General features: G+C 43.0%; 14 protein-coding genes, 4 tRNA genes, 7 rRNA genes and 1 other RNA gene. All 26 read right to left on the bottom strand.

The window, feature by feature from the left end; translation table 11 throughout:
• Positions 1–4: 4 nt before the first annotated feature.
• The 26 genes from rrf (AMET_RS00270) to AMET_RS00150 all read right to left on the bottom strand — a co-directional run bounded on the left by rrf (AMET_RS00270) (position 5) and on the right by AMET_RS00150 (position 21,541).
• Positions 5–121, bottom strand: a 5S ribosomal RNA gene (gene rrf, locus AMET_RS00270).
• Between the two features lie 179 nt (positions 122–300).
• Positions 301–3,236, bottom strand: a 23S ribosomal RNA gene (locus AMET_RS00265).
• A gap of 157 nt (positions 3,237–3,393) precedes the next feature.
• A tRNA-Ile gene (locus AMET_RS00260) sits at positions 3,394–3,470 on the bottom strand.
• A 167-nt stretch (positions 3,471–3,637) separates the two neighbouring features.
• Positions 3,638–5,165, bottom strand: a 16S ribosomal RNA gene (locus AMET_RS00255).
• 260 nt (positions 5,166–5,425) lie between these two features.
• Positions 5,426–5,542 (bottom strand): 5S ribosomal RNA (gene rrf / locus AMET_RS00250).
• A gap of 11 nt (positions 5,543–5,553) precedes the next feature.
• A 5S ribosomal RNA gene (gene rrf / locus AMET_RS00245) occupies positions 5,554–5,670 on the bottom strand.
• Positions 5,671–5,849: 179 nt separating this feature from the next.
• Positions 5,850–8,785 (bottom strand): 23S ribosomal RNA (locus AMET_RS00240).
• 237 nt (positions 8,786–9,022) lie between these two features.
• Positions 9,023–9,098, bottom strand: a tRNA-Ala gene (locus AMET_RS00235).
• Positions 9,099–9,164: 66 nt separating this feature from the next.
• Positions 9,165–10,692, bottom strand: a 16S ribosomal RNA gene (locus AMET_RS00230).
• The 16S, 23S and 5S rRNA genes sit together here with 2 tRNA genes alongside, the layout of an rRNA operon.
• A 471-nt stretch (positions 10,693–11,163) precedes the next feature.
• Positions 11,164–11,778, bottom strand: a complete 615-nt coding sequence (locus AMET_RS00225) for a 50S ribosomal protein L25 (protein WP_011971190.1) — start codon at positions 11,776–11,778, stop codon at positions 11,164–11,166.
• Positions 11,779–11,911: 133 nt separating this feature from the next.
• Positions 11,912–12,514 (bottom strand): 50S ribosomal protein L25, encoded by a 603-nt coding sequence (locus tag AMET_RS00220; protein ID WP_011971189.1) that lies wholly within the window; start codon positions 12,512–12,514, stop codon positions 11,912–11,914.
• 263 nt (positions 12,515–12,777) lie between these two features.
• Positions 12,778–13,194 (bottom strand): hypothetical protein, encoded by a 417-nt coding sequence (locus tag AMET_RS00215; protein ID WP_011971188.1) that lies wholly within the window; start codon positions 13,192–13,194, stop codon positions 12,778–12,780.
• 146 nt (positions 13,195–13,340) lie between these two features.
• Positions 13,341–14,444 (bottom strand): YibE/F family protein, encoded by a 1,104-nt coding sequence (locus tag AMET_RS00210; RefSeq protein WP_011971187.1) that lies wholly within the window; start codon positions 14,442–14,444, stop codon positions 13,341–13,343.
• Between the two features lie 169 nt (positions 14,445–14,613).
• Positions 14,614–14,844, bottom strand: coding sequence for a 30S ribosomal protein S18 (gene rpsR, locus AMET_RS00205; protein WP_011971186.1), 231 nt, complete (start codon positions 14,842–14,844; stop codon positions 14,614–14,616).
• A gap of 18 nt (positions 14,845–14,862) precedes the next feature.
• Complete coding sequence (locus AMET_RS00200; RefSeq protein ID WP_011971185.1) at positions 14,863–15,303, bottom strand: single-stranded DNA-binding protein; 441 nt, start codon at positions 15,301–15,303, stop codon at positions 14,863–14,865.
• A 23-nt stretch (positions 15,304–15,326) separates the two neighbouring features.
• Entirely contained in the window at positions 15,327–15,611 is a 285-nt protein-coding gene (gene rpsF, locus AMET_RS00195; protein WP_011971184.1) for a 30S ribosomal protein S6, read from the bottom strand.
• A 382-nt stretch (positions 15,612–15,993) separates the two neighbouring features.
• Positions 15,994–17,187 (bottom strand): aminotransferase-like domain-containing protein, encoded by a 1,194-nt coding sequence (locus tag AMET_RS00190; RefSeq protein WP_011971183.1) that lies wholly within the window; start codon positions 17,185–17,187, stop codon positions 15,994–15,996.
• Between the two features lie 163 nt (positions 17,188–17,350).
• On the bottom strand, positions 17,351–17,545 hold the full coding sequence (locus AMET_RS00185) for a DUF951 domain-containing protein (RefSeq protein ID WP_011971182.1): 195 nt from the start codon (positions 17,543–17,545) through the stop codon (positions 17,351–17,353).
• Between the two features lie 108 nt (positions 17,546–17,653).
• On the bottom strand, positions 17,654–18,538 hold the full coding sequence (locus AMET_RS00180; protein WP_011971181.1) for a mechanosensitive ion channel family protein: 885 nt from the start codon (positions 18,536–18,538) through the stop codon (positions 17,654–17,656).
• A 13-nt stretch (positions 18,539–18,551) separates the two neighbouring features.
• Positions 18,552–18,818 carry a DUF3343 domain-containing protein gene (locus AMET_RS00175; protein WP_011971180.1) on the bottom strand — a complete coding sequence of 89 codons (267 nt, stop codon included), beginning with the start codon at positions 18,816–18,818 and terminating at the stop codon, positions 18,552–18,554.
• A 14-nt stretch (positions 18,819–18,832) separates the two neighbouring features.
• A complete protein-coding gene (yedF, locus tag AMET_RS00170; RefSeq protein ID WP_011971179.1) occupies positions 18,833–19,468 on the bottom strand; it encodes a sulfurtransferase-like selenium metabolism protein YedF in 636 nt (211 codons plus the stop codon).
• Positions 19,469–19,703: 235 nt separating this feature from the next.
• Positions 19,704–19,968: signal recognition particle sRNA large type (ffs, locus tag AMET_RS24690), an RNA gene on the bottom strand.
• A gap of 20 nt (positions 19,969–19,988) precedes the next feature.
• A tRNA-Ser gene (locus AMET_RS00165) sits at positions 19,989–20,076 on the bottom strand.
• A gap of 78 nt (positions 20,077–20,154) precedes the next feature.
• The gene (gene tadA / locus AMET_RS00160) at positions 20,155–20,610 is read right to left on the bottom strand and encodes a tRNA adenosine(34) deaminase TadA (protein WP_011971178.1); all 456 of its coding nucleotides are present in this window, start codon (positions 20,608–20,610) and stop codon (positions 20,155–20,157) included.
• Positions 20,611–20,630: 20 nt separating this feature from the next.
• A tRNA-Arg gene (locus AMET_RS00155) sits at positions 20,631–20,707 on the bottom strand.
• A 99-nt stretch (positions 20,708–20,806) separates the two neighbouring features.
• Entirely contained in the window at positions 20,807–21,541 is a 735-nt protein-coding gene (locus tag AMET_RS00150) for a hypothetical protein (protein ID WP_011971177.1), read from the bottom strand.
• Positions 21,542–21,738: the final 197 nt, after the last annotated feature.

The following is a 21,738-nucleotide window of genomic DNA, read 5'->3' as shown; positions in this document are numbered from 1 at the left end:
TTCTGTATCGCGACGACCTACTCTCCCAGGCAGCTGCCCGCCAAGTACCATCAGCGCTGAAGGGCTTAACTTCTGTGTTCGGGATGGGAACAGGTGTGACCCCTTCGCTATAGTCACGATATAAGGTGATAACCAAAAGTATGGTTTTCACTTTTGTGTTAGCAGCTTAGTCAGAAATACGTTGATTGGCTTCCTCGGATTAACCCAAGGCAATCAATGGATTTATGACGTCTCATTGCTAACGCAATATTTAGAGAGATATAGTTCTCTCAAAACTACACAATGTTATGGTTATTTCTTTTGGTCAAGTCCTCGACCTATTAGTATTGGTCAGCTGAGTACATTACTGCACTTACACCTCCAACCTATCAACCAGGTAGTCTTCCTGGGGTCTTACTCTCTTTCGAGATGGGAAATCTTATCTTGAGGGGGGCTTCGTGCTTAGATGCCTTCAGCACTTATCCCTTCCATACGTAGCTACCCAGCGATGCTCTTGGCAGAACAACTGGTACACCAGAGGTATGTCCATCCCGGTCCTCTCGTACTAAGGACAGCTCCTCTCAAATTTCCTGCGCCCGCGACGGATAGGGACCGAACTGTCTCACGACGTTCTGAACCCAGCTCGCGTACCACTTTAATGGGCGAACAGCCCAACCCTTGGGACCTACTACAGCCCCAGGATGTGATGAGCCGACATCGAGGTGCCAAACCTCCCCGTCGATGTGGACTCTTGGGGGAGATAAGCCTGTTATCCCCGGGGTAGCTTTTATCCGTTGAGCGATGGCCCTTCCACTCGGAACCACCGGATCACTAAGCCCGACTTTCGTCCTTGCTCGACCTGTATGTCTCGCAATCAAGCTCCCTTTTGCCTTTGCACTCTACGCACGATTTCCGACCGTGCTGAGGGAACCTTTGGGCGCCTCCGTTACTTTTTGGGAGGCGACCGCCCCAGTCAAACTGCCCACCTGACAGTGTCCCAAGACCGGTTTCACGGTCTATGGTTAGAATTTCAGTACTACAAGAGTGGTATCCCAAGGTCGACTCCACCAAGACTGGCGTCCTAGTTTCAAAGTCTCCCACCTATCCTGTACATATAGTACCAAAATCCAATGTCAGGCTACAGTAAAGCTCCACGGGGTCTTTCCGTCCTGTCGCGGGTAACCAGCATCTTCACTGGTATTACAATTTCACCGGGTCTATTGTTGAGACAGTGCCCAAATCGTTACGCCTTTCGTGCGGGTCGGAACTTACCCGACAAGGAATTTCGCTACCTTAGGACCGTTATAGTTACGGCCGCCGTTTACTGGGGCTTAAGTTCAGTGCTTCGCTTGCGCTAACACGTCCCCTTAACCTTCCAGCACCGGGCAGGCGTCAGCCCCTATACTTCGTCTTTCGACTTAGCAGAGACCTATGTTTTTGGTAAACAGTCGCTTGGGCCTATTCTCTGCGGCCGGATAAGGCTTATGGAGTAAATCCTTCACCAAATCCGGCACCCCTTCTCCCGAAGTTACGGGGTCATTTTGCCGAGTTCCTTAACAATAGTTCTCCCGATCGTCTTAGGATTCTCTCCTCACCCACCTGTGTCGGTTTGCGGTACGGGCACTTTATAGTCTCGATAGAGGCTTTTCTCGACAGTGTGGAATCAACCAGTTCGCTACTTATATTTCGCTCCCCATCACATCTCAGAATATGTTAGAACGGATTTGCCTATCCTAACTCCCTACTTGCTTAGACGCACACAACCAACGGTGCGCATGGTTTATCCTACTGTGTCCCCCCATTTCTCAAACGACTAAAAGTGGTACAGGAATCTCAACCTGTTGTCCATCGCCTACGCCTTTCGGCCTCGGCTTAGGTCCCGACTAACCCTGAGCGGACGAACCTTCCTCAGGAAACCTTGGGTTTTCGACGGGCAAGATTCTCACTTGCCTCTCGTTACTCATGCCAACATTCTCTCTTCTGTAAAGTCCACTGCTCCTTACGGTACAGCTTCTACCCTTACAGAACGCTCGCCTACCATCCTTTCGGATCCATAGCTTCGGTGATACGTTTGAGCCCCGGACATTTTCGGCGCAGAATCACTCGACCAGTGAGCTATTACGCACTCTTTAAATGAGTGGCTGCTTCTAAGCCAACATCCTGGTTGTCTGTGCAACTCCACATCCTTTTCCACTTAACGTATACTTTGGGACCTTAGCTGATGGTCTGGGCTCTTTCCCTCTTGACTACGGATCTTATCACTCGCAGTCTGACTCCCAAGTATAAGACGACGGCATTCGGAGTTTGATAGGTTTCGGTAACCGGTGAAGGCCCCTTGACCATTCAGTGCTCTACCTCCGTGTCTCTAATCTTGAGGCTAGCCCTAAAGCTATTTCGGCGAGAACCAGCTATCTCCGAGCTCGATTGGAATTTCACCGCTACCCACAGATCATCCGGTGACTTTTCAACGTCAATCGGTTCGGACCTCCACGAAATTTTACTTCCGCTTCATCCTGTCCATGGGTAGGTCGCTCGGTTTCGGGTCTATGGCATGAAACTAAGTCGCCCGATTAAGACTCGGTTTCCCTACGGCTTCGCACCTTAAGTGCTTAACCTTGCTCCATACCATAACTCGTTGGCCCGTTCTACAAAAAGTACGCGGTCACACATATAAAGTGCTCCCACAGCTTGTAAGCAAAGGGTTTCAGGTTCTATTTCACTCCCCTTCCGGGGTTCTTTTCACCTTTCCCTCACGGTACTATGCGCTATCGGTCACTAGGTAGTATTTAGCCTTGGGGGGTGGTCCCCCCTGCTTCCCACAGGGTTTCACGTGTCCCGTGGTACTCTGGATCACAGTCAAAGATCTTCTTGTTTGATATACAGGACTATTACCTTCTCCGGTGGGGCTTTCCAACCCTCTTCTACTACAATACCTTCTTCTTAACGACCGTGTCCACAACCCCGATGAAGTAAACCCCATCGGTTTGGGCTCTTCCCCTTTCGCTCGCCGCTACTGAGGGAATCGAATTTTCTTTCTCTTCCTCGGGGTACTTAGATGTTTCAGTTCCCCCGGTCTGTCTTCTATTACCTATGAATTGAGTAATAGATACTTGGATATGAACCCAAGTGGGTTTCCCCATTCGGAAATCCCCGGATCAATGCCTGCTTGCGGCTTCCCGAGGCTTATCGCAGCTTACCACGTCCTTCATCGACTCCTAGTGCCAAGGCATCCGCCCTTTGCTCTTAATAACTTGACCTTTACGCTCATGACCCAAATCATAGATTTAGAGTCAATCGCTCAGCTAACAATCGCACCTTATATTTCCCTGAACAAATCAAAGAAAAGGTTTGATTGATAGTTTATTGATTTCGCATTTATTGCTTCATCATAACATTGTGTAGTTTTCAAAGAACTGGTGGGCTCAAGTGGACTCGAACCACCGACCTCACGCTTATCAGGCGTGCGCTCTAACCAGCTGAGCTATGAGCCCTTAAAAAAGACCTTTAAATTTATCTAAAGGTCTTTAAATTGTGAATTTCGCTTTCTGCTCACGCAGATGCTATTTCACCACATTTCAGCTCTCAAGCTAAATTATGGTATTTTAGAGAGAACAGGTCTCTCAAAACCAAACAGTATAGATGCGCCTTTGCTCCTTAGAAAGGAGGTGATCCAGCCGCACCTTCCGATACGGCTACCTTGTTACGACTTCACCCCAGTCATCGACTTCACCTTCGGCAGCTTCCTCCTTACGGTTAGATAGCTGACTTCGGGTGCTTCCGACTCCCGTGGTGTGACGGGCGGTGTGTACAAGACCCGGGAACGCATTCACCGCGACATTCTGATTCGCGATTACTAGCAACTCCAGCTTCATGTGGGCGAGTTTCAGCCCACAATCCGAACTGGGACCGACTTTATAGGATTTGCTCCGGATTACTCCTTCGCTGCCCGTTGTATCGGCCATTGTAGCACGTGTGTAGCCCTGAACATAAGGGGCATGATGATTTGACGTCATCCCCACCTTCCTCCGAGTTATCCCCGGCAGTCTCTCTAGAGTGCCCAGCCGAACTGCTGGCAACTAAAGACAAGGGTTGCGCTCGTTGCGGGACTTAACCCAACATCTCACGACACGAGCTGACGACAACCATGCACCACCTGTCACCTCAGTCCCCGAAGGGAAGACTCCGGTTAAGGAGTGGTCCGAGGGATGTCAAGTCCAGGTAAGGTTCTTCGCGTTGCTTCGAATTAAACCACATGCTCCGCTGCTTGTGCGGGTCCCCGTCAATTCCTTTGAGTTTCACTCTTGCGAGCGTACTCCCCAGGCGGAGTGCTTAATGCGTTAGCTGCGGCACTGAGGTTCGACCCCCAACACCTAGCACTCATCGTTTACGGCGTGGACTACCAGGGTATCTAATCCTGTTTGCTCCCCACGCTTTCGTGCCTCAGCGTCAGTAATGGTCCAGAAAGTCGCCTTCGCCACTGGTGTTCCTCCTAATATCTACGCATTTCACCGCTACACTAGGAATTCCACTTTCCTCTCCCATACTCAAGTCTTGCAGTTTCAAAGGCTTACTACGGTTGAGCCGTAGCCTTTCACCTCTGACTTGCAAGACCGCCTACGCACCCTTTACGCCCAGTGATTCCGGATAACGCTTGCCCCCTACGTATTACCGCGGCTGCTGGCACGTAGTTAGCCGGGGCTTCCTCCTAGGGTACCGTCAATATTCTTCCCCTAGGACAGAGCTTTACGACCCGAAGGCCTTCATCGCTCACGCGGCGTTGCTGCATCAGGCTTTCGCCCATTGTGCAATATTCCCCACTGCTGCCTCCCGTAGGAGTCTGGACCGTGTCTCAGTTCCAGTGTGGCCGATCACCCTCTCAGGTCGGCTACTGATCGTCGCCTTGGTGAGCCATTACCTCACCAACTAGCTAATCAGACGCGGGCCCATCTTGTACCGAAATTCTTTGACCCTTAAGGGATGCCCCTCTAGGGTTTTATGGGGTATTAGCAACGGTTTCCCGTTGTTGTCCCCCTGTACAAGGTAGGTTGCCCACGCGTTACTCACCCGTCCGCCGCTAGTTTCACTTTCTTCCACCCGAAGGCTTCCGTCAGATTAACCCGCTCGACTTGCATGTGTTAGGCACGCCGCCAGCGTTCATCCTGAGCCAGGATCAAACTCTTATATATAAATTTCTGGGTCCATCTTAGTAAAACTAAAATGGCTTCTCGACTTTGTCGAGTTTGTATCTTGCGCAAAATCTAAGACTTTGGCAATTTACTTGTAATATGCTGGCTTACATCTATACTGTTTAGTTTTCAAAGACCTGATTAATTCAGTTTGGTGTCGCGCATTAGCGACATGTACTACTATAACACACTCGTTCTCTTATGTCAACAGTTATATAAAGGTTTTTATTGACTCATTATATTAGCTTGATAAAAGAACTAAGCCGCAATGACCTACTCTCCCAGGCAGCTGCCCGCCAAGTACCATCAGCGCTGAAGAGCTTAACTTCTGTGTTCGGGATGGGAACAGGTGTGACCTCTTCGCTATAATTACGGCATAATGTGTTCCATATCGCGACGACCTACTCTCCCAGGCAGCTGCCCGCCAAGTACCATCAGCGCTGAAGGGCTTAACTTCTGTGTTCGGGATGGGAACAGGTGTGACCCCTTCGCTATAGTCACGATATAAGGTGATAACCAAAAGTATGGTTTTCACTTTTGTGTTAGCAGCTTAGTCAGAAATACGTTGATTGGCTTCCTCGGATTAACCCAAGGCAATCAATGGATTTATGACGTCTCATTGCTAACGCAATATTTAGAGAGATATAGTTCTCTCAAAACTACACAATGTTATGGATATTTCTTTTGGTCAAGTCCTCGACCTATTAGTATTGGTCAGCTGAGTACATTACTGCACTTACACCTCCAACCTATCAACCAGGTAGTCTTCCTGGGGTCTTACTCTCTTTCGAGATGGGAAATCTTATCTTGAGGGGGGCTTCGTGCTTAGATGCCTTCAGCACTTATCCCTTCCATACGTAGCTACCCAGCGATGCTCTTGGCAGAACAACTGGTACACCAGAGGTATGTCCATCCCGGTCCTCTCGTACTAAGGACAGCTCCTCTCAAATTTCCTGCGCCCGCGACGGATAGGGACCGAACTGTCTCACGACGTTCTGAACCCAGCTCGCGTACCACTTTAATGGGCGAACAGCCCAACCCTTGGGACCTACTACAGCCCCAGGATGTGATGAGCCGACATCGAGGTGCCAAACCTCCCCGTCGATGTGGACTCTTGGGGGAGATAAGCCTGTTATCCCCGGGGTAGCTTTTATCCGTTGAGCGATGGCCCTTCCACTCGGAACCACCGGATCACTAAGCCCGACTTTCGTCCTTGCTCGACCTGTATGTCTCGCAATCAAGCTCCCTTTTGCCTTTGCACTCTACGCACGATTTCCGACCGTGCTGAGGGAACCTTTGGGCGCCTCCGTTACTTTTTGGGAGGCGACCGCCCCAGTCAAACTGCCCACCTGACAGTGTCCCAAGACCGGTTTCACGGTCTATGGTTAGAATTTCAGTACTACAAGAGTGGTATCCCAAGGTCGACTCCACCAAGACTGGCGTCCTAGTTTCAAAGTCTCCCACCTATCCTGTACATATAGTACCAAAATCCAATGTCAGGCTACAGTAAAGCTCCACGGGGTCTTTCCGTCCTGTCGCGGGTAACCAGCATCTTCACTGGTATTACAATTTCACCGGGTCTATTGTTGAGACAGTGCCCAAATCGTTACGCCTTTCGTGCGGGTCGGAACTTACCCGACAAGGAATTTCGCTACCTTAGGACCGTTATAGTTACGGCCGCCGTTTACTGGGGCTTAAGTTCAGTGCTTCGCTTGCGCTAACACGTCCCCTTAACCTTCCAGCACCGGGCAGGCGTCAGCCCCTATACTTCGTCTTTCGACTTAGCAGAGACCTATGTTTTTGGTAAACAGTCGCTTGGGCCTATTCTCTGCGGCCGGATAAGGCTTATGGAGTAAATCCTTCACCAAATCCGGCACCCCTTCTCCCGAAGTTACGGGGTCATTTTGCCGAGTTCCTTAACAATAGTTCTCCCGATCGTCTTAGGATTCTCTCCTCACCCACCTGTGTCGGTTTGCGGTACGGGCACTTTATAGTCTCGATAGAGGCTTTTCTCGACAGTGTGGAATCAACCAGTTCGCTACTTATATTTCGCTCCCCATCACATCTCAGAATATGTTAGAACGGATTTGCCTATCCTAACTCCCTACTTGCTTAGACGCACACAACCAACGGTGCGCATGGTTTATCCTACTGTGTCCCCCCATTTCTCAAACGACTAAAAGTGGTACAGGAATCTCAACCTGTTGTCCATCGCCTACGCCTTTCGGCCTCGGCTTAGGTCCCGACTAACCCTGAGCGGACGAACCTTCCTCAGGAAACCTTGGGTTTTCGACGGGCAAGATTCTCACTTGCCTCTCGTTACTCATGCCAACATTCTCTCTTCTGTAAAGTCCACTGCTCCTTACGGTACAGCTTCTACCCTTACAGAACGCTCGCCTACCATCCTTTCGGATCCATAGCTTCGGTGATACGTTTGAGCCCCGGACATTTTCGGCGCAGAATCACTCGACCAGTGAGCTATTACGCACTCTTTAAATGAGTGGCTGCTTCTAAGCCAACATCCTGGTTGTCTGTGCAACTCCACATCCTTTTCCACTTAACGTATACTTTGGGACCTTAGCTGATGGTCTGGGCTCTTTCCCTCTTGACTACGGATCTTATCACTCGCAGTCTGACTCCCAAGTATAAGACGACGGCATTCGGAGTTTGATAGGTTTCGGTAACCGGTGAAGGCCCCTTGACCATTCAGTGCTCTACCTCCGTGTCTCTAATCTTGAGGCTAGCCCTAAAGCTATTTCGGCGAGAACCAGCTATCTCCGAGCTCGATTGGAATTTCACCGCTACCCACAGATCATCCGGTGACTTTTCAACGTCAATCGGTTCGGACCTCCACGAAATTTTACTTCCGCTTCATCCTGTCCATGGGTAGGTCGCTCGGTTTCGGGTCTATGGCATGAAACTAAGTCGCCCGATTAAGACTCGGTTTCCCTACGGCTTCGCACCTTAAGTGCTTAACCTTGCTCCATACCATAACTCGTTGGCCCGTTCTACAAAAAGTACGCGGTCACACATATAAAGTGCTCCCACAGCTTGTAAGCAAAGGGTTTCAGGTTCTATTTCACTCCCCTTCCGGGGTTCTTTTCACCTTTCCCTCACGGTACTATGCGCTATCGGTCACTAGGTAGTATTTAGCCTTGGGGGGTGGTCCCCCCTGCTTCCCACAGGGTTTCACGTGTCCCGTGGTACTCTGGATCACAGTCAAAGATCTTCTTGTTTGATATACAGGACTATTACCTTCTCCGGTGGGGCTTTCCAACCCTCTTCTACTACAATACCTTCTTCTTAACGACCGTGTCCACAACCCCGATGAAGTAAACCCCATCGGTTTGGGCTCTTCCCCTTTCGCTCGCCGCTACTGAGGGAATCGAATTTTCTTTCTCTTCCTCGGGGTACTTAGATGTTTCAGTTCCCCCGGTCTGTCTTCTATTACCTATGAATTGAGTAATAGATACTTGGATATGAACCCAAGTGGGTTTCCCCATTCGGAAATCCCCGGATCAATGCCTGCTTGCGGCTTCCCGAGGCTTATCGCAGCTTACCACGTCCTTCATCGACTCCTAGTGCCAAGGCATCCGCCCTTTGCTCTTAATAACTTGACCTTTACGCTCATGACCCAAATCATAGATTTAGAGTCAATCGCTCAGCTAACAATCGCACCTTATATTTCCCTGAACAAATCAAAGAAAAGGTTTGATTGATAGTTTATTGATTTCGCATTTAATGCTTCATCATAACATTGTGTAGTTTTCAAAGAACAATTAATTTTTCCGTCCTGCCGACGAAATGATGTTTTATAATAACAATTTCACCTTGTATTACCTTTGAAAAGTAATAACTGGTGGAGACGAGGAGAGTCGAACTCCTGACCCCCTGCTTGCAAGGCAGGTGCTCTCCCAACTGAGCTACGCCCCCTTGGTGCTTTTAGAGAGAAAAAAGTCTCTCAAAACTAGACAGTATAGATGCGCCTTTGCTCCTTAGAAAGGAGGTGATCCAGCCGCACCTTCCGATACGGCTACCTTGTTACGACTTCACCCCAGTCATCGACTTCACCTTCGGCAGCTTCCTCCTTACGGTTAGATAGCTGACTTCGGGTGCTTCCGACTCCCGTGGTGTGACGGGCGGTGTGTACAAGACCCGGGAACGCATTCACCGCGACATTCTGATTCGCGATTACTAGCAACTCCAGCTTCATGTGGGCGAGTTTCAGCCCACAATCCGAACTGGGACCGACTTTATAGGATTTGCTCCGGATTACTCCTTCGCTGCCCGTTGTATCGGCCATTGTAGCACGTGTGTAGCCCTGAACATAAGGGGCATGATGATTTGACGTCATCCCCACCTTCCTCCGAGTTATCCCCGGCAGTCTCTCTAGAGTGCCCAGCCGAACTGCTGGCAACTAAAGACAAGGGTTGCGCTCGTTGCGGGACTTAACCCAACATCTCACGACACGAGCTGACGACAACCATGCACCACCTGTCACCTCAGTCCCCGAAGGGAAGACTCCGGTTAAGGAGTGGTCCGAGGGATGTCAAGTCCAGGTAAGGTTCTTCGCGTTGCTTCGAATTAAACCACATGCTCCGCTGCTTGTGCGGGTCCCCGTCAATTCCTTTGAGTTTCACTCTTGCGAGCGTACTCCCCAGGCGGAGTGCTTAATGCGTTAGCTGCGGCACTGAGGTTCGACCCCCAACACCTAGCACTCATCGTTTACGGCGTGGACTACCAGGGTATCTAATCCTGTTTGCTCCCCACGCTTTCGTGCCTCAGCGTCAGTAATGGTCCAGAAAGTCGCCTTCGCCACTGGTGTTCCTCCTAATATCTACGCATTTCACCGCTACACTAGGAATTCCACTTTCCTCTCCCATACTCAAGTCTTGCAGTTTCAAAGGCTTACTACGGTTGAGCCGTAGCCTTTCACCTCTGACTTGCAAGACCGCCTACGCACCCTTTACGCCCAGTGATTCCGGATAACGCTTGCCCCCTACGTATTACCGCGGCTGCTGGCACGTAGTTAGCCGGGGCTTCCTCCTAGGGTACCGTCAATATTCTTCCCCTAGGACAGAGCTTTACGACCCGAAGGCCTTCATCGCTCACGCGGCGTTGCTGCATCAGGCTTTCGCCCATTGTGCAATATTCCCCACTGCTGCCTCCCGTAGGAGTCTGGACCGTGTCTCAGTTCCAGTGTGGCCGATCACCCTCTCAGGTCGGCTACTGATCGTCGCCTTGGTGAGCCATTACCTCACCAACTAGCTAATCAGACGCGGGCCCATCTTGTACCGAAATTCTTTGACCCTTAAGGGATGCCCCTCTAGGGTTTTATGGGGTATTAGCAACGGTTTCCCGTTGTTGTCCCCCTGTACAAGGTAGGTTGCCCACGCGTTACTCACCCGTCCGCCGCTAGTTTCACTTTCTTCCACCCGAAGGCTTCCGTCAGATTAACCCGCTCGACTTGCATGTGTTAGGCACGCCGCCAGCGTTCATCCTGAGCCAGGATCAAACTCTTATATATAAATTTCTGGGTATTTCTTGTTCCATTCTAGTTAACTAAAATGATATCTCGGCTTACGCCGAGTAAGTGACTTACACAAAATCTTAGATTTTGGTAATCTACTTATATGCTGGCTTACATCTATACTGTTTAGTTTTCAAAGACCTGGTTTCTAACTTGCTTGGTATAACCCGTCGCGTTTTGGCGACTTAATCAATATATCATTTTTGATGACATATGTCAACACTTTTTTTATTTTATCTAGTTTTGTTGAATTTTGTTTCTTTATGCTTATTTAAATTCTCTTCGCCTTGCGACGACTTGTACTACTATAACAGTTGTTGTGCCCAAAGTCAAATGAAATATAATGGAAGAAAATCAGATGGATATAATACTTAAAAGTAAGTTATCTTAATAGAAGTAACTTACTATCATCTGATTTCCTAGTTCTTTCTTTACTCTTCAATTTTTCTATCTTTACACTTCTATCATTTACTCCATGTCTGCAAGCTCTATCTTCTTTTCTAAAGGTACTTCCCCTTCATCATCAATTATTTTTGCTGGGGTAGCAATGGATGCGATAACAGACTCTAGATTATTAATGATGCTAACTTCCTCTCCAAATTCCACATCCGATACTTTTAATGTATCTCCAGGTCTGAAGTTTGAAATATCAAATTCAAATTTTTCAGGGATGCTTCCAGCGAAGCATTGAACTTCTAGTTCTCTTACCTGTTGTTGAACTGTCACCCCACCCTTTTCCACAAAACCTCTTCCCTTCAATATAATAGGAACCATTGTATGTATTTGTTCATCTTGATTAACCTGTTGAAAGTCCACATGCATAATCATTCCTGTCACAGGATCCCTTTGCATTTCTTTAACAAAGGTTGTATAAGGTTGCCCTCCTACATTTACTTGTACTAATCCTTTCCCCCCTTGGTTTCTGACGAATGCTTCTACTTCAGTTCTCTCTATTTCTACCGTCAGTGTGTTGATGCTTTTCCCGTAGATGACTGCTGGCACATTTCCTAAGTCCCTTGAACGGTGACTGGCATTAGACCCCGTTTCATTACGCAAGCTACTCACTAATGAATTCTTCATCATAAAACAACCCCTCCTTTTTCTTTATTGTTGGATTATTTCCAGAAGGAGGTTTTTTAATACAAAAAAGAATAAGGTAACCAAGCAATGACTCGGTACCTTATTCTTCTTATGATCCATTAATGTGAACTTGGTTTTAAACTAATGCTTCTTCTACAGACTCTTCTTCTGTTTCTACTGGTCTAGATGTATAGGCTAACGTAGCAACCACATTTTCTAGATCATCTAAAATTTCAATCGCTGTATTTCCTACAATATTAAGATCTTTCATGGTTAAGTTAGCTTGGTCCTTTAATAAACTAGCATCCACTTCAATTTTTTCTGGTAAATCCCTAGGATATGCCTGTATTTCCACTTCATCTTGTTGTATTTGAACGATTTCTGCTAGTGTTTCCACTGCCTCTTTATTTAATATATAGATAGGAATGGTCATTCTAATCTTTTGGTTTTCATCAAGCTTTTGTAGGTCTACGTGCAACAAACTGTTTTTCAACATATTCTTTTGTATTTCTTTTATAATTGCAAAACACTTTTTCCCCTCATGGTCTAGAGCGATTCGACTACTCCCCCCATAGATTGATAGTATCTTTTCTAGCTCCTTGGTATTTAGGTACACTGGTTGTGTCACTTCCCCTTTACTGTAGAGGACAGCTGGAACCTCTCCTGCTCTTCTTGCTTTTGATGCTCCTCCTGTACCTGCTTCTTCTCGAATCGTATACTTTAATATTGGTGTTCCCATTTTATTATCCCCTTTCGAATGTCTCTACTATTATATATACCCACTTACTATTAAATCAAAAATATTAGAATATTGCAAATTTTTGAGCTATTTTCAACATACAATAATCATCATATACACATTGCATCATCAAGTGTTGGAGCTATAAAAACTTTATGCTTTTTTAGACAACAAAAAAATGCTACTTTGACCAACAAAAGCGCCTTACTTCTCTTTAAGGAGCTATGCTGGCCAAATAGCATCTGCAATAGAAATTTGTTCACCTAATCTATGGATCTTAATACACGGTCTGCTATATCTCTTAATCTCAGTTCTCCAATAGATTCATCGGAGGCGATAAATATACTTTTAATCTCTTCAAGACCTTCATCATAATGATAAGAGTATCCATAAGCAATCAATCCCTCGGGAATCACTTCTTCAATGATCACAACTTTTTCATCGGCTACAGACATCAATTCTTCAATTAATTCCTCTTCTTCCGTTTGACCCATTTCACCTTCTGCCTCTATTTCTTTCTTTAATTGTTTCACATCATGGATAATTTGATAAATCAACGTATCATCACGTTTAGAACCACTTGTAATGTCTTTTATTTTTTTAAACGAGAACTCCTCTTCAATGGATTTCAAAATTTCTTCACTATCTATCATCTTCTCCTTAACTAGCACATAACTCATTTCTCCATCTCCCATCTTTAGTTGTATGATTTAACCCCAAAATTGGCCTGTCATTAATATATTCTTTCATTAGGTGTCTTTTTATGGCTCCATCATTATATTACTTTATTATAGTATTATTCTACCACGCTTTCTTCATTCCTTTACTATTCTTTTGCCCATTTAATATTAATTGCAGCAACTACCGATGTAATGGGAATGGTTAGGACCAGTCCAATGCTTCCACTAAGTGCCCTGACAACCTCAGAGGCAATATATTGGGAGTTGATGATATCCTCCAATGGCATTTCGCTAAAGATAAATAATAATAACAAGGGTAATGATGTACCGGCGTAGGCTAAGATTAATGTATTGGTCATGGTTGCCATAATATCTCTACCAACCGCTAGTCCCGATAGCACCAAGGATTTAATCCGCACTTGTCGATTGCCCCGCTTTATCTCATAGATAACAGAGGTGATGGTCATGCTGACATCCATCACCGCCCCTAATGCTCCTATGGTCATGCCACTATATAGGAGTCCTCTGTAATCCACATCCAAGGTGGAATGTCTAATAAGGGTTTCGATGGCGTCATCAGTGATACCCGTTAAGTACATCAGATTCCCAAAGTAGATTGCGATCACACCAGAAATAGTGGTGCCTCCTATGGTGCCTATTATGGCGGTTAGGCTTTTAGTCGTAAATCCGCTAATTAATATAAAGCTACTCACAATAATGATACCACTCACAACAACGGTTGCTAGGATAAAGCTGTAACCGTTAAAAACCATAGGGATAAATATATAGAGCATACAGAGCCCCGTGATTACAAGTGCGATAAAGGAGCGCAACCCTTTAAACCCTCCAAAAATCAATAATAAAGTAACAAATATAGCCAGCAATATTTTAAGATGATGTTCCTTTGTGACATCGATAAAGTTTGCTGATGTCACCCGATTTTCTTCTACCCTTAGTTCTAAAAAAATACGCATATTCTCTTCTAGCTCAATATGATACTTAGATCCTTTTATTAGAGGATGTTTAAGCTGAATAATGTGTCCCTTCAGCGGTCCATTCATTACCCTTGCTTTAGCCCATTGAACAACTAACTGTCCTTCCTGTTCTTCTTGAACCTCTAAAATGATTGCCCTTGCCTTTTTATATTGAATATGTTCATTACTTGTCTCTCCATGGGCCAGACTAGCTCCCAATATCCCTACTAATAAGGCAATCACTAGGATCATCTTCACTTGCTTTATATTGATCATTGGTCCTCACCACTCTCTCTAGCTAGTCATCTATACATGTATATTAAAGAAAGTGTGAACATATTAAAAAAATCCATGGGAAATCTCCCATAGATTTTTGTCTTCATATTTATACCTATCCTCAAAGCAAAAATCACCCAAGCAAATTATGCCTGGGTGATTGATTTAATTAGTCTATTGTGTAAGGTAGTAAAGCAATGTGTCTTGATCTCTTGATTGCTTGTGTAATATCTCTTTGGTGAATTGCACAGTTTCCTGAAATTCTTCTTGGTAAAATTTTACCTCTTTCAGTCACATATTTCTTTAATTTATGAACTTCTTTGTAATCAATTTTAGATGATTTATCGGCACAGAAAGTACATACTTTCTTTTTCATTTTTTTTCTTCTTCTATTAACCATTAGTTTCCCTCCTCTTCCCTAGAATGGAATGTCATCGTCTTCGTCGATGGCTTGGAAATCATTAATATCTATATCCGCTGAATTGAAATCATCTGATTTACCAAAATCTTGTTTAGGTTTTTGGCTCGTTTGATTCGGCTGAGAATTTTTATCTCCCCATTCCAAAAATTCAACTTGATCTGCTACAATTTCTGTAACGTATCGTTTATCTCCATTTTTAGTTTCATAGGATCGGCTTTGAAGCCTACCATCTAGTCCTACTAACCTTCCCTTTGCTAAATAATTAGCACAGTTTTCAGCAGTTTTATTCCATACAACAACATTGAAAAAATCTGCTTGCTTCTCCTTAGAAAAGGTTTTGTTCACTGCAATACTAAAGGTGGCTACCGCTTTTCCGCTTGCAGTAAAACGTAACTCTGGGTCTCTTGCAAGACGTCCAATCATTACTACTCTATTCATTATTACACCACCTTATAAAAGAATTATTCTTGTATTCTAATAATCATATGTCTAATTACTTGTTCAGCAATTTTAAGATTTCTGTCTAATTCCTTCGGTACATCAATACTAGATGCAAAGTTTACTAATACATAGTATCCTTCATTTCGCTTGTCGATTTCATAAGCTAACTTCCGGTTACCCCACTCATCAACATTTTCAACGGCTCCATCGGCTTCGATAATTCCTTTGAACTTCTCTGCTAGCTGATTTCTTTTCTCTTCATCTGTTTCTGACTTTAAGATGTAAGTCAATTCATACTTATTCATTCATTTCACCTCCCTTTGGACATAGGTCCTGTTTCAACAGGACAGAGAGAAAGCTTTTCTCACGTTTCAACATTATATCACTTTGCTTTATGGATTGCAATGTGGTTTTTATTATTATTTCACTTATTGTAGAAATAAGTTGCTTTTTATACTTTTTTTACTTCGTATTTTTATCTTCGCCTACAATTCACAGGGAGTCAAAATTTCCTCTGAGTCAAGTCTCTTTTCATCTAAAACATTTTATTTTTTATGTATATAAGGGTTTAAATTGGGCCATGCTATAATTAGATAGCCCCCACAATACAACATTTTATTCATCCCAATCTCCCCCTTACTAATGATTCGGAGAGTGGCAACTGCCACTCTCCGAATTCTTTTATATCTATATTGTTTTTCCTGCTGTCATTTCCTCTTGTAGTACTTTCCCTAACCGCTTAATACCTTCTTCAATTTTTTCTTCTGACATCATAGAATAATTTAATCTAAAGGTATTTTCTTTTCCTCCATTTGGAAAGAAAGAGCCTCCTGGTACAAAGGCGACATTCACCTTAATTGACTTCAAGAAAATTTCTCTTGCATTCATCTCTTGGGGAAGTTCACACCAAGTAAACAGCCCACCTTCAGGATATGTATATTTTACGTTCTTGGGAAAATACTTTTTAATAGAGTCCATCATCACATCTCGACGCTTACGATAAACATCTTTAATCTTTTCAATATGAGCATCAATGTCATACATCTCTAAAAATTTATTTAATTCTCTTTGTGTCAGCGTATTTGTATGTAAATCTGCACCTTGCTTGACAAAGATATATTTTTGTAGTAATTCTCCATCTCCTAAAGTCCAACCAAGTCTTAACCCAGGACAAAATGTTTTTGAAAAGGTTCCTAAATAAATAACCCGTCCTTCCGTATCAAAGGACTTAATTGCTGGTGGTCTTTCGCCTTCAAATCTGAGCTCTCCATAGGGATTGTCTTCAACCACCGGTAGATCATATTGATTTGCTAGGGCAATTAGCCTCTTGCGCCGTTCAATAGACCATGTTCTTCCTGAAGGATTTTGAAAGTCTGGAATTACATAGATCATTTTAATATTTTTTGTCTCTGCTAAAGCCTTTTCTAGATCCTCAATAATCATCCCATCTTCATCTGTCTCTATTTCCACAAATTTAGGGGAATAAGCCCTAAAAGCATTAATGGCACCAAGATAGCTTGGACTCTCACAGACCACAACATCATCTTCGTCTAAAAACACTTTTCCTGAAAAGTCTAATCCTTGCTGAGATCCACTTGTAATTAAAATATTATCGGCTGTTGTGCCAATACCAATAACTTCCATTCTTTTAGCAATCTTTTCTCGTAAAGGTCTATAGCCCTCTGTGGCACTATATTGAAGTGCCTGTTGTCCATCCTCCTCCAACACTGCCACTGATACCTTTTTCATTTCCTCTACCGGGAATAACTCTGGTGCTGGCAATCCCCCTGCAAATGAAATCACATCTGGATTTTCTATTAGTTTTAATATCTCTCTAATCTCTGAAGCCTTTAAGGCTTCCATACGTCTAGCAAACTTCATCTCAAAGCACCTCCATATTATTTTAATGTGGACAACATTTTCATTTAATTTTTATTATATCATATTTCAGTTTATAGCAATTATATTTGGAGCAAGCATTATTCATAAAAAGTATTAAAGGACCCTTATATTATCTATTATAGGGTCCCCTGTAAAAACGAGTTTACTCTTCATTTTTAGGTGTGATTTTACGGATTCTTCTTTCCAACTCTGATCTAACTAGCCATATTTGCTTTTCACACCCCAAACACTTTACTCTAAAATCAGCCCCAGTTCGCATAATTTCAAATGCTTTACTACCACAGGGATGTTGCTTTTTCAGCTCTACCCGATCTCCAACCTCTAGTTTTATTGGCATCTTTACCACCCTCACTTATCCCTTATTCCTCTTATTGAGTCTGTTTTTTTATAAAACATTTATTCTAAATTCAAACAACATCAAGGTGTCATATCATATCTTGGTTTCCTACATTTCACTTTTTTCATTTTGAGAAATGATCACTCTTCTTGGATAAGGAATCTCGATTCCAACTTCATCAAATGCCTGTTTAAAGGTTTTTCTCATCAGTCTTTCTATAGCCCATTGCTCCATAGGTACTGTCTTTGCCATAATAGAAATCACCACATCGGAGTTCCCTAATCCTGTTACACCTAGAACTGTTGGCCCTTCTACAATATTTGCATTTTCCATTCGTAGTTGCTCACTTTTTGTTGTTAAAACTTCAATGGCACGATCTATGTCTTCTTCATAGGCAATAGAGATATCCACCCATGCACGCATTTTCCCAGTACTTTTATTGGTTAGCTTTTGAATTTGTCCATTAGGTATAATATGCAAGTCTCCATTAAAATCTCTCACCTTTGTTATTCTCATGGCCATTTCTTCAACAATTCCACTAACTCCATTAACCTCTATATAATGGCCTATACTAAACTGATTTTCAAACAAGATGAAAAAACCAGTAATCACATCACGAACAAGGTTTTGTGCTCCAAATCCGATTGCTAAACCACCAATTCCTGCCGTTGCTATTAATCCTGTTACTTTTACTCCAAAGAAGCTAATAATCGTTGTAATTGCGATAAAGTAGATACCATATTTGATCAAACTCTTAATTAACCCATTTAATGTTTCCATTCTTGGAAGATCCGTATTAAGCTTTAAGGATTTCTGTTGTTGAAAAATTTGATTTGTTATGGAGTATAAAATACGAATACTTACTTTAGCAACAACTAAAATCACGACAATCTTTACACTATTTGCGATAATAGTGGAGAGCTGTTCAGGATTCGTGATAAACTCCCTCATATTGTCGAGGATTATTTCCAGGCTTGTCATCAATTCTTCCACGTTCTACCTCCCCCTAACTAACTTGGGTCACTCTTTTTCTATCATGAAGCTTTTCAATGATATAAACACCCTTTACAGCGATATTTTCTTGTTCAACCACCTTTTGTACAGTCCCTAATACTTCAGCATTAAATTTAATAGATAATCCGCAGCTGGCGGTGATTTCTCTAGGTGTTGGGATCACATTGAAGGCTATCTTTTCTTTTTTAAGCTGCTTTTCAGCTGAAATTGCATGATGTGTCGAATCAAATACCACGACGTAAAAACCTTGCTGACTCATTCTAGACCACTCCACTACAGTTTTATGGTATTATTTGCATTATTTAAGTGTTCCACGATCGTATACATATTGGTAAGTCCACCCACCACCAGCTTATCCTTAAGCTTAAAATAATCTAGACAGGTTCCACAGGATAAAATTTCAACGCCATTGGCTTCTAATATTCTTAAATGTCCTATGGTCTCAGGATCTTCAGTACTTAATCTAACGCCGCTGTTGACTAATATGATGGCCTTTGGATAGGGTGTTACTTCGGTTAATGTATATAAATATCCTTTCATTAAAACCTTCCCTAATTCTACCGAACCTTCTCCCATCTGATCTTGTCCAATCAAAATCACTAAATCTTTCTTAGGACTGTCATCGCATTGTATGTCCATTGCTTCCATTCCTTGTGTTTCATAATCTTTAAATATATCGATATAGTAGCTTCCCTGATTCTCTTGAATATCAATCTCACAATCTAGACTTTTGGCTAGCTTGCTTATATTTTCTCTCGCCGTTTCATTGTCAACAATCGTCGTGATCTTTCCTTGGTCAATTGACTCCAAAGCTTTTTTTGTATGGATAACAGGTAAGGGACAATTCATCCCCCTAGCATCAATTTCTTTATTCACTTTAAGTAGACCTCCTTTATTAAAATACCACATAGTTCTAGTATATCACTAAGTATATCAATACAAACAAAAATCTTCAATTAACTGTTCTTAATGAGTTGATTGTTTTTATCAATATACTTCTCTACTTCTATTTCAAATTTTAATTAATGATTGAAATTCTCTCTTTCTCCTAGACAAATACCCTGACGTTGAAGTCATAAAATATTACTCTTTCTTATACAACAAAAAAACATGAGTTTCCTCATGTTTTAGTTATTTTATTAAGCTGTGCACCTCAATTCGACATGTGCTCATAGGCGATACCCAAACAGTTAGCTCAAATCAGGTTACCCTACGGCACACGAAAGGGATCACTTACCGCTGCTTCCTTCCGGATCTGACGGAGTTCATGAGTTTTCATTGCGTAGGACCCAATTCTCATCACCACTTATCTAGGCCAGCCCTACAAGCAACAAGCCTCCATGAGGAATTCAACCCTGCTATAGCGGATTGCAGGTTACAGGGCACCGCTACCTCCCCGTCTAGCACAGCAAACTTATAAACTTTTTAATGGCGGAGAGAGCGGGACTCGAACCCGCGGGGCCTTTCAGCCTTACACGCTTTCCAGGCGTGCCCCTTAGCCACTCGGTCACCTCTCCGTGTTTGTTGTTACTCTTATTTTGATTTGGCGTTCTTGGTTCTTATTATATTTTATTGTGTGTTTATTGTTTTACCCACTACTTCTTTTTCTGTCTTAATGATTTAAAAAAATCCTTCATAATCTGGGAACACTCATCTTCTAATACACCTGTTACAATCTCTGTTTGGTGATTGAACTGGTTATTATTCAAAAGATTGATTATGGAACCGCAAGCCCCTGCCTTTGGATCCATTGCACCAATGACTACTCTATCAATTCGACTTTGTAGAATGGCTCCAGCGCACATTGGACAGGGTTCTATTGTAACAAATAGCGTGCTGTTTGTCAACCGCCATCCCCCTAGCCTTCGGCAAGCAGCTTGGATGGCTATGATTTCTGCATGGGCTGTGGCATCGTGGTGGCTCTCCCTTAAATTATGTGCTGCAGCAATCACCTTGTTTTCTCGTAGGATAATTGCTCCAATGGGAACTTCTCCTAGCTCATAGGCTTTTTTAGCCTCTTCCAGCGCTAAGGACATATAATATGCTTCCACTATGACAGCCTCCAATGATTTGGTGCACCTAGGAGGATTCGAACCTCCGGCACACGGTTTAGGAAACCGTTGCTCTATCCTACTGAGCTATAGGTGCAGTGTTCTTCTATTTAAGGTACAAAAGTTAGTTTAGCATATATTGAGTAAAAAATCAATTAGTAAATAAAGTATACAGTTCCTTGATTTACTACTTAAGTTAGAAAGTATAAATCCTTTCGTCACAAACCATGTGCTTAATTTTCTGGCCCTCCAAATAAAAGAGTATCGTCATCCCTCTTTTAGCATTGATTTGCATAGGCAATTCTAACTGATGGATATCATTTCCTACCATAAGCTTTAATTTTGTGTTATGTATATGATTTCTTCCTCCAAAGTCAGATAAGTTTGCACCTAATAAAAGACCTTCCCCTAACCCCATGACCCCCATTGATATCACAGGATAATCCACCACTTTAGTATAAAGAGGTTTCTTCCCTAATATTTCTTTTTCAGGCTGGATAAAATCTAACTCATTCTTAATTATAATCGTCTCTTTATTGTGGAAAATTACATTTTCTCTATTTAATAAAATATAACCTTGAACAGATTGTTCTTCTATTTCAATTAGATGACTAATTTCCCCTTGATGATTTGAAAGATGTATTTTTAATAAAAACACTTCATCATAAGCACCATATTCACTGTAATATTCTCTCCATTCTTCCTCTAATTTTTCTTGGAGCTTTTCTTCTTTGATTTTTCCAAATACAGTCTTAAGGTCATATCGCCTGGCTAGATAATCCTTAATTCCATGAAAATTAATATTAATTTTTTCAGTAGTTAGCTCAGTTAAGCAAACCAAAGAGAACTTTCTTCCTAATGAATACTCTGGGCATCTCTCATATAAAATACCGATATGTTTTCCATTTTGATCACAAACATTAAATGGCATATGCATGCTCCTTTTTTTAGCTTTCTTTTTACTTATACCATCATTTTATTTTTCTAACATCCTTTTGTCAATTAAGTATATTGAATATATTGGGAAAAAAAGAGAAGCTATTTTATGATCAGCTTCTCTTTCTTTAAATCTATTTCTTTTTATTTTACATTTATTCCTTACATACCTCTACATTAAGTCTCCTTTAA

Source organism: Alkaliphilus metalliredigens QYMF, assembly GCF_000016985.1.
Lineage (GTDB): Bacteria > Bacillota > Clostridia > Peptostreptococcales > Natronincolaceae > Alkaliphilus_A > Alkaliphilus_A metalliredigens.
This window is presented reverse-complemented; position numbering and strand designations above follow the sequence as displayed.

Bases quoted from the DNA above. Each gene is read 5' to 3' on its own strand.
- rpsR (WP_011971186.1), bottom strand. From the start codon at position 14,844: ATGGTTAATAGAAGAAGAAAAAAAATGAAAAAGAAAGTATGTACTTTC.
- AMET_RS00175 (WP_011971180.1), bottom strand. From the start codon at position 18,818: ATGAGTCAGCAAGGTTTTTACGTCGTGGTATTTGATTCGACACATCAT.
- AMET_RS00210 (WP_011971187.1), bottom strand. From the start codon at position 14,444: ATGATCAATATAAAGCAAGTGAAGATGATCCTAGTGATTGCCTTATTA.
- AMET_RS00190 (WP_011971183.1), bottom strand. From the start codon at position 17,187: ATGAAGTTTGCTAGACGTATGGAAGCCTTAAAGGCTTCAGAGATTAGA.
- yedF (WP_011971179.1), bottom strand. From the start codon at position 19,468: ATGTGGTATTTTAATAAAGGAGGTCTACTTAAAGTGAATAAAGAAATT.
- AMET_RS00215 (WP_011971188.1), bottom strand. From the start codon at position 13,194: ATGAGTTATGTGCTAGTTAAGGAGAAGATGATAGATAGTGAAGAAATT.
- AMET_RS00150 (WP_011971177.1), bottom strand. From the start codon at position 21,541: ATGCCATTTAATGTTTGTGATCAAAATGGAAAACATATCGGTATTTTA.
- AMET_RS00220 (WP_011971189.1), bottom strand. From the start codon at position 12,514: ATGGGAACACCAATATTAAAGTATACGATTCGAGAAGAAGCAGGTACA.
- AMET_RS00225 (WP_011971190.1), bottom strand. From the start codon at position 11,778: ATGATGAAGAATTCATTAGTGAGTAGCTTGCGTAATGAAACGGGGTCT.
- AMET_RS00185 (WP_011971182.1), bottom strand. From the start codon at position 17,545: ATGCCAATAAAACTAGAGGTTGGAGATCGGGTAGAGCTGAAAAAGCAA.
- AMET_RS00200 (WP_011971185.1), bottom strand. From the start codon at position 15,303: ATGAATAGAGTAGTAATGATTGGACGTCTTGCAAGAGACCCAGAGTTA.
- rpsF (WP_011971184.1), bottom strand. From the start codon at position 15,611: ATGAATAAGTATGAATTGACTTACATCTTAAAGTCAGAAACAGATGAA.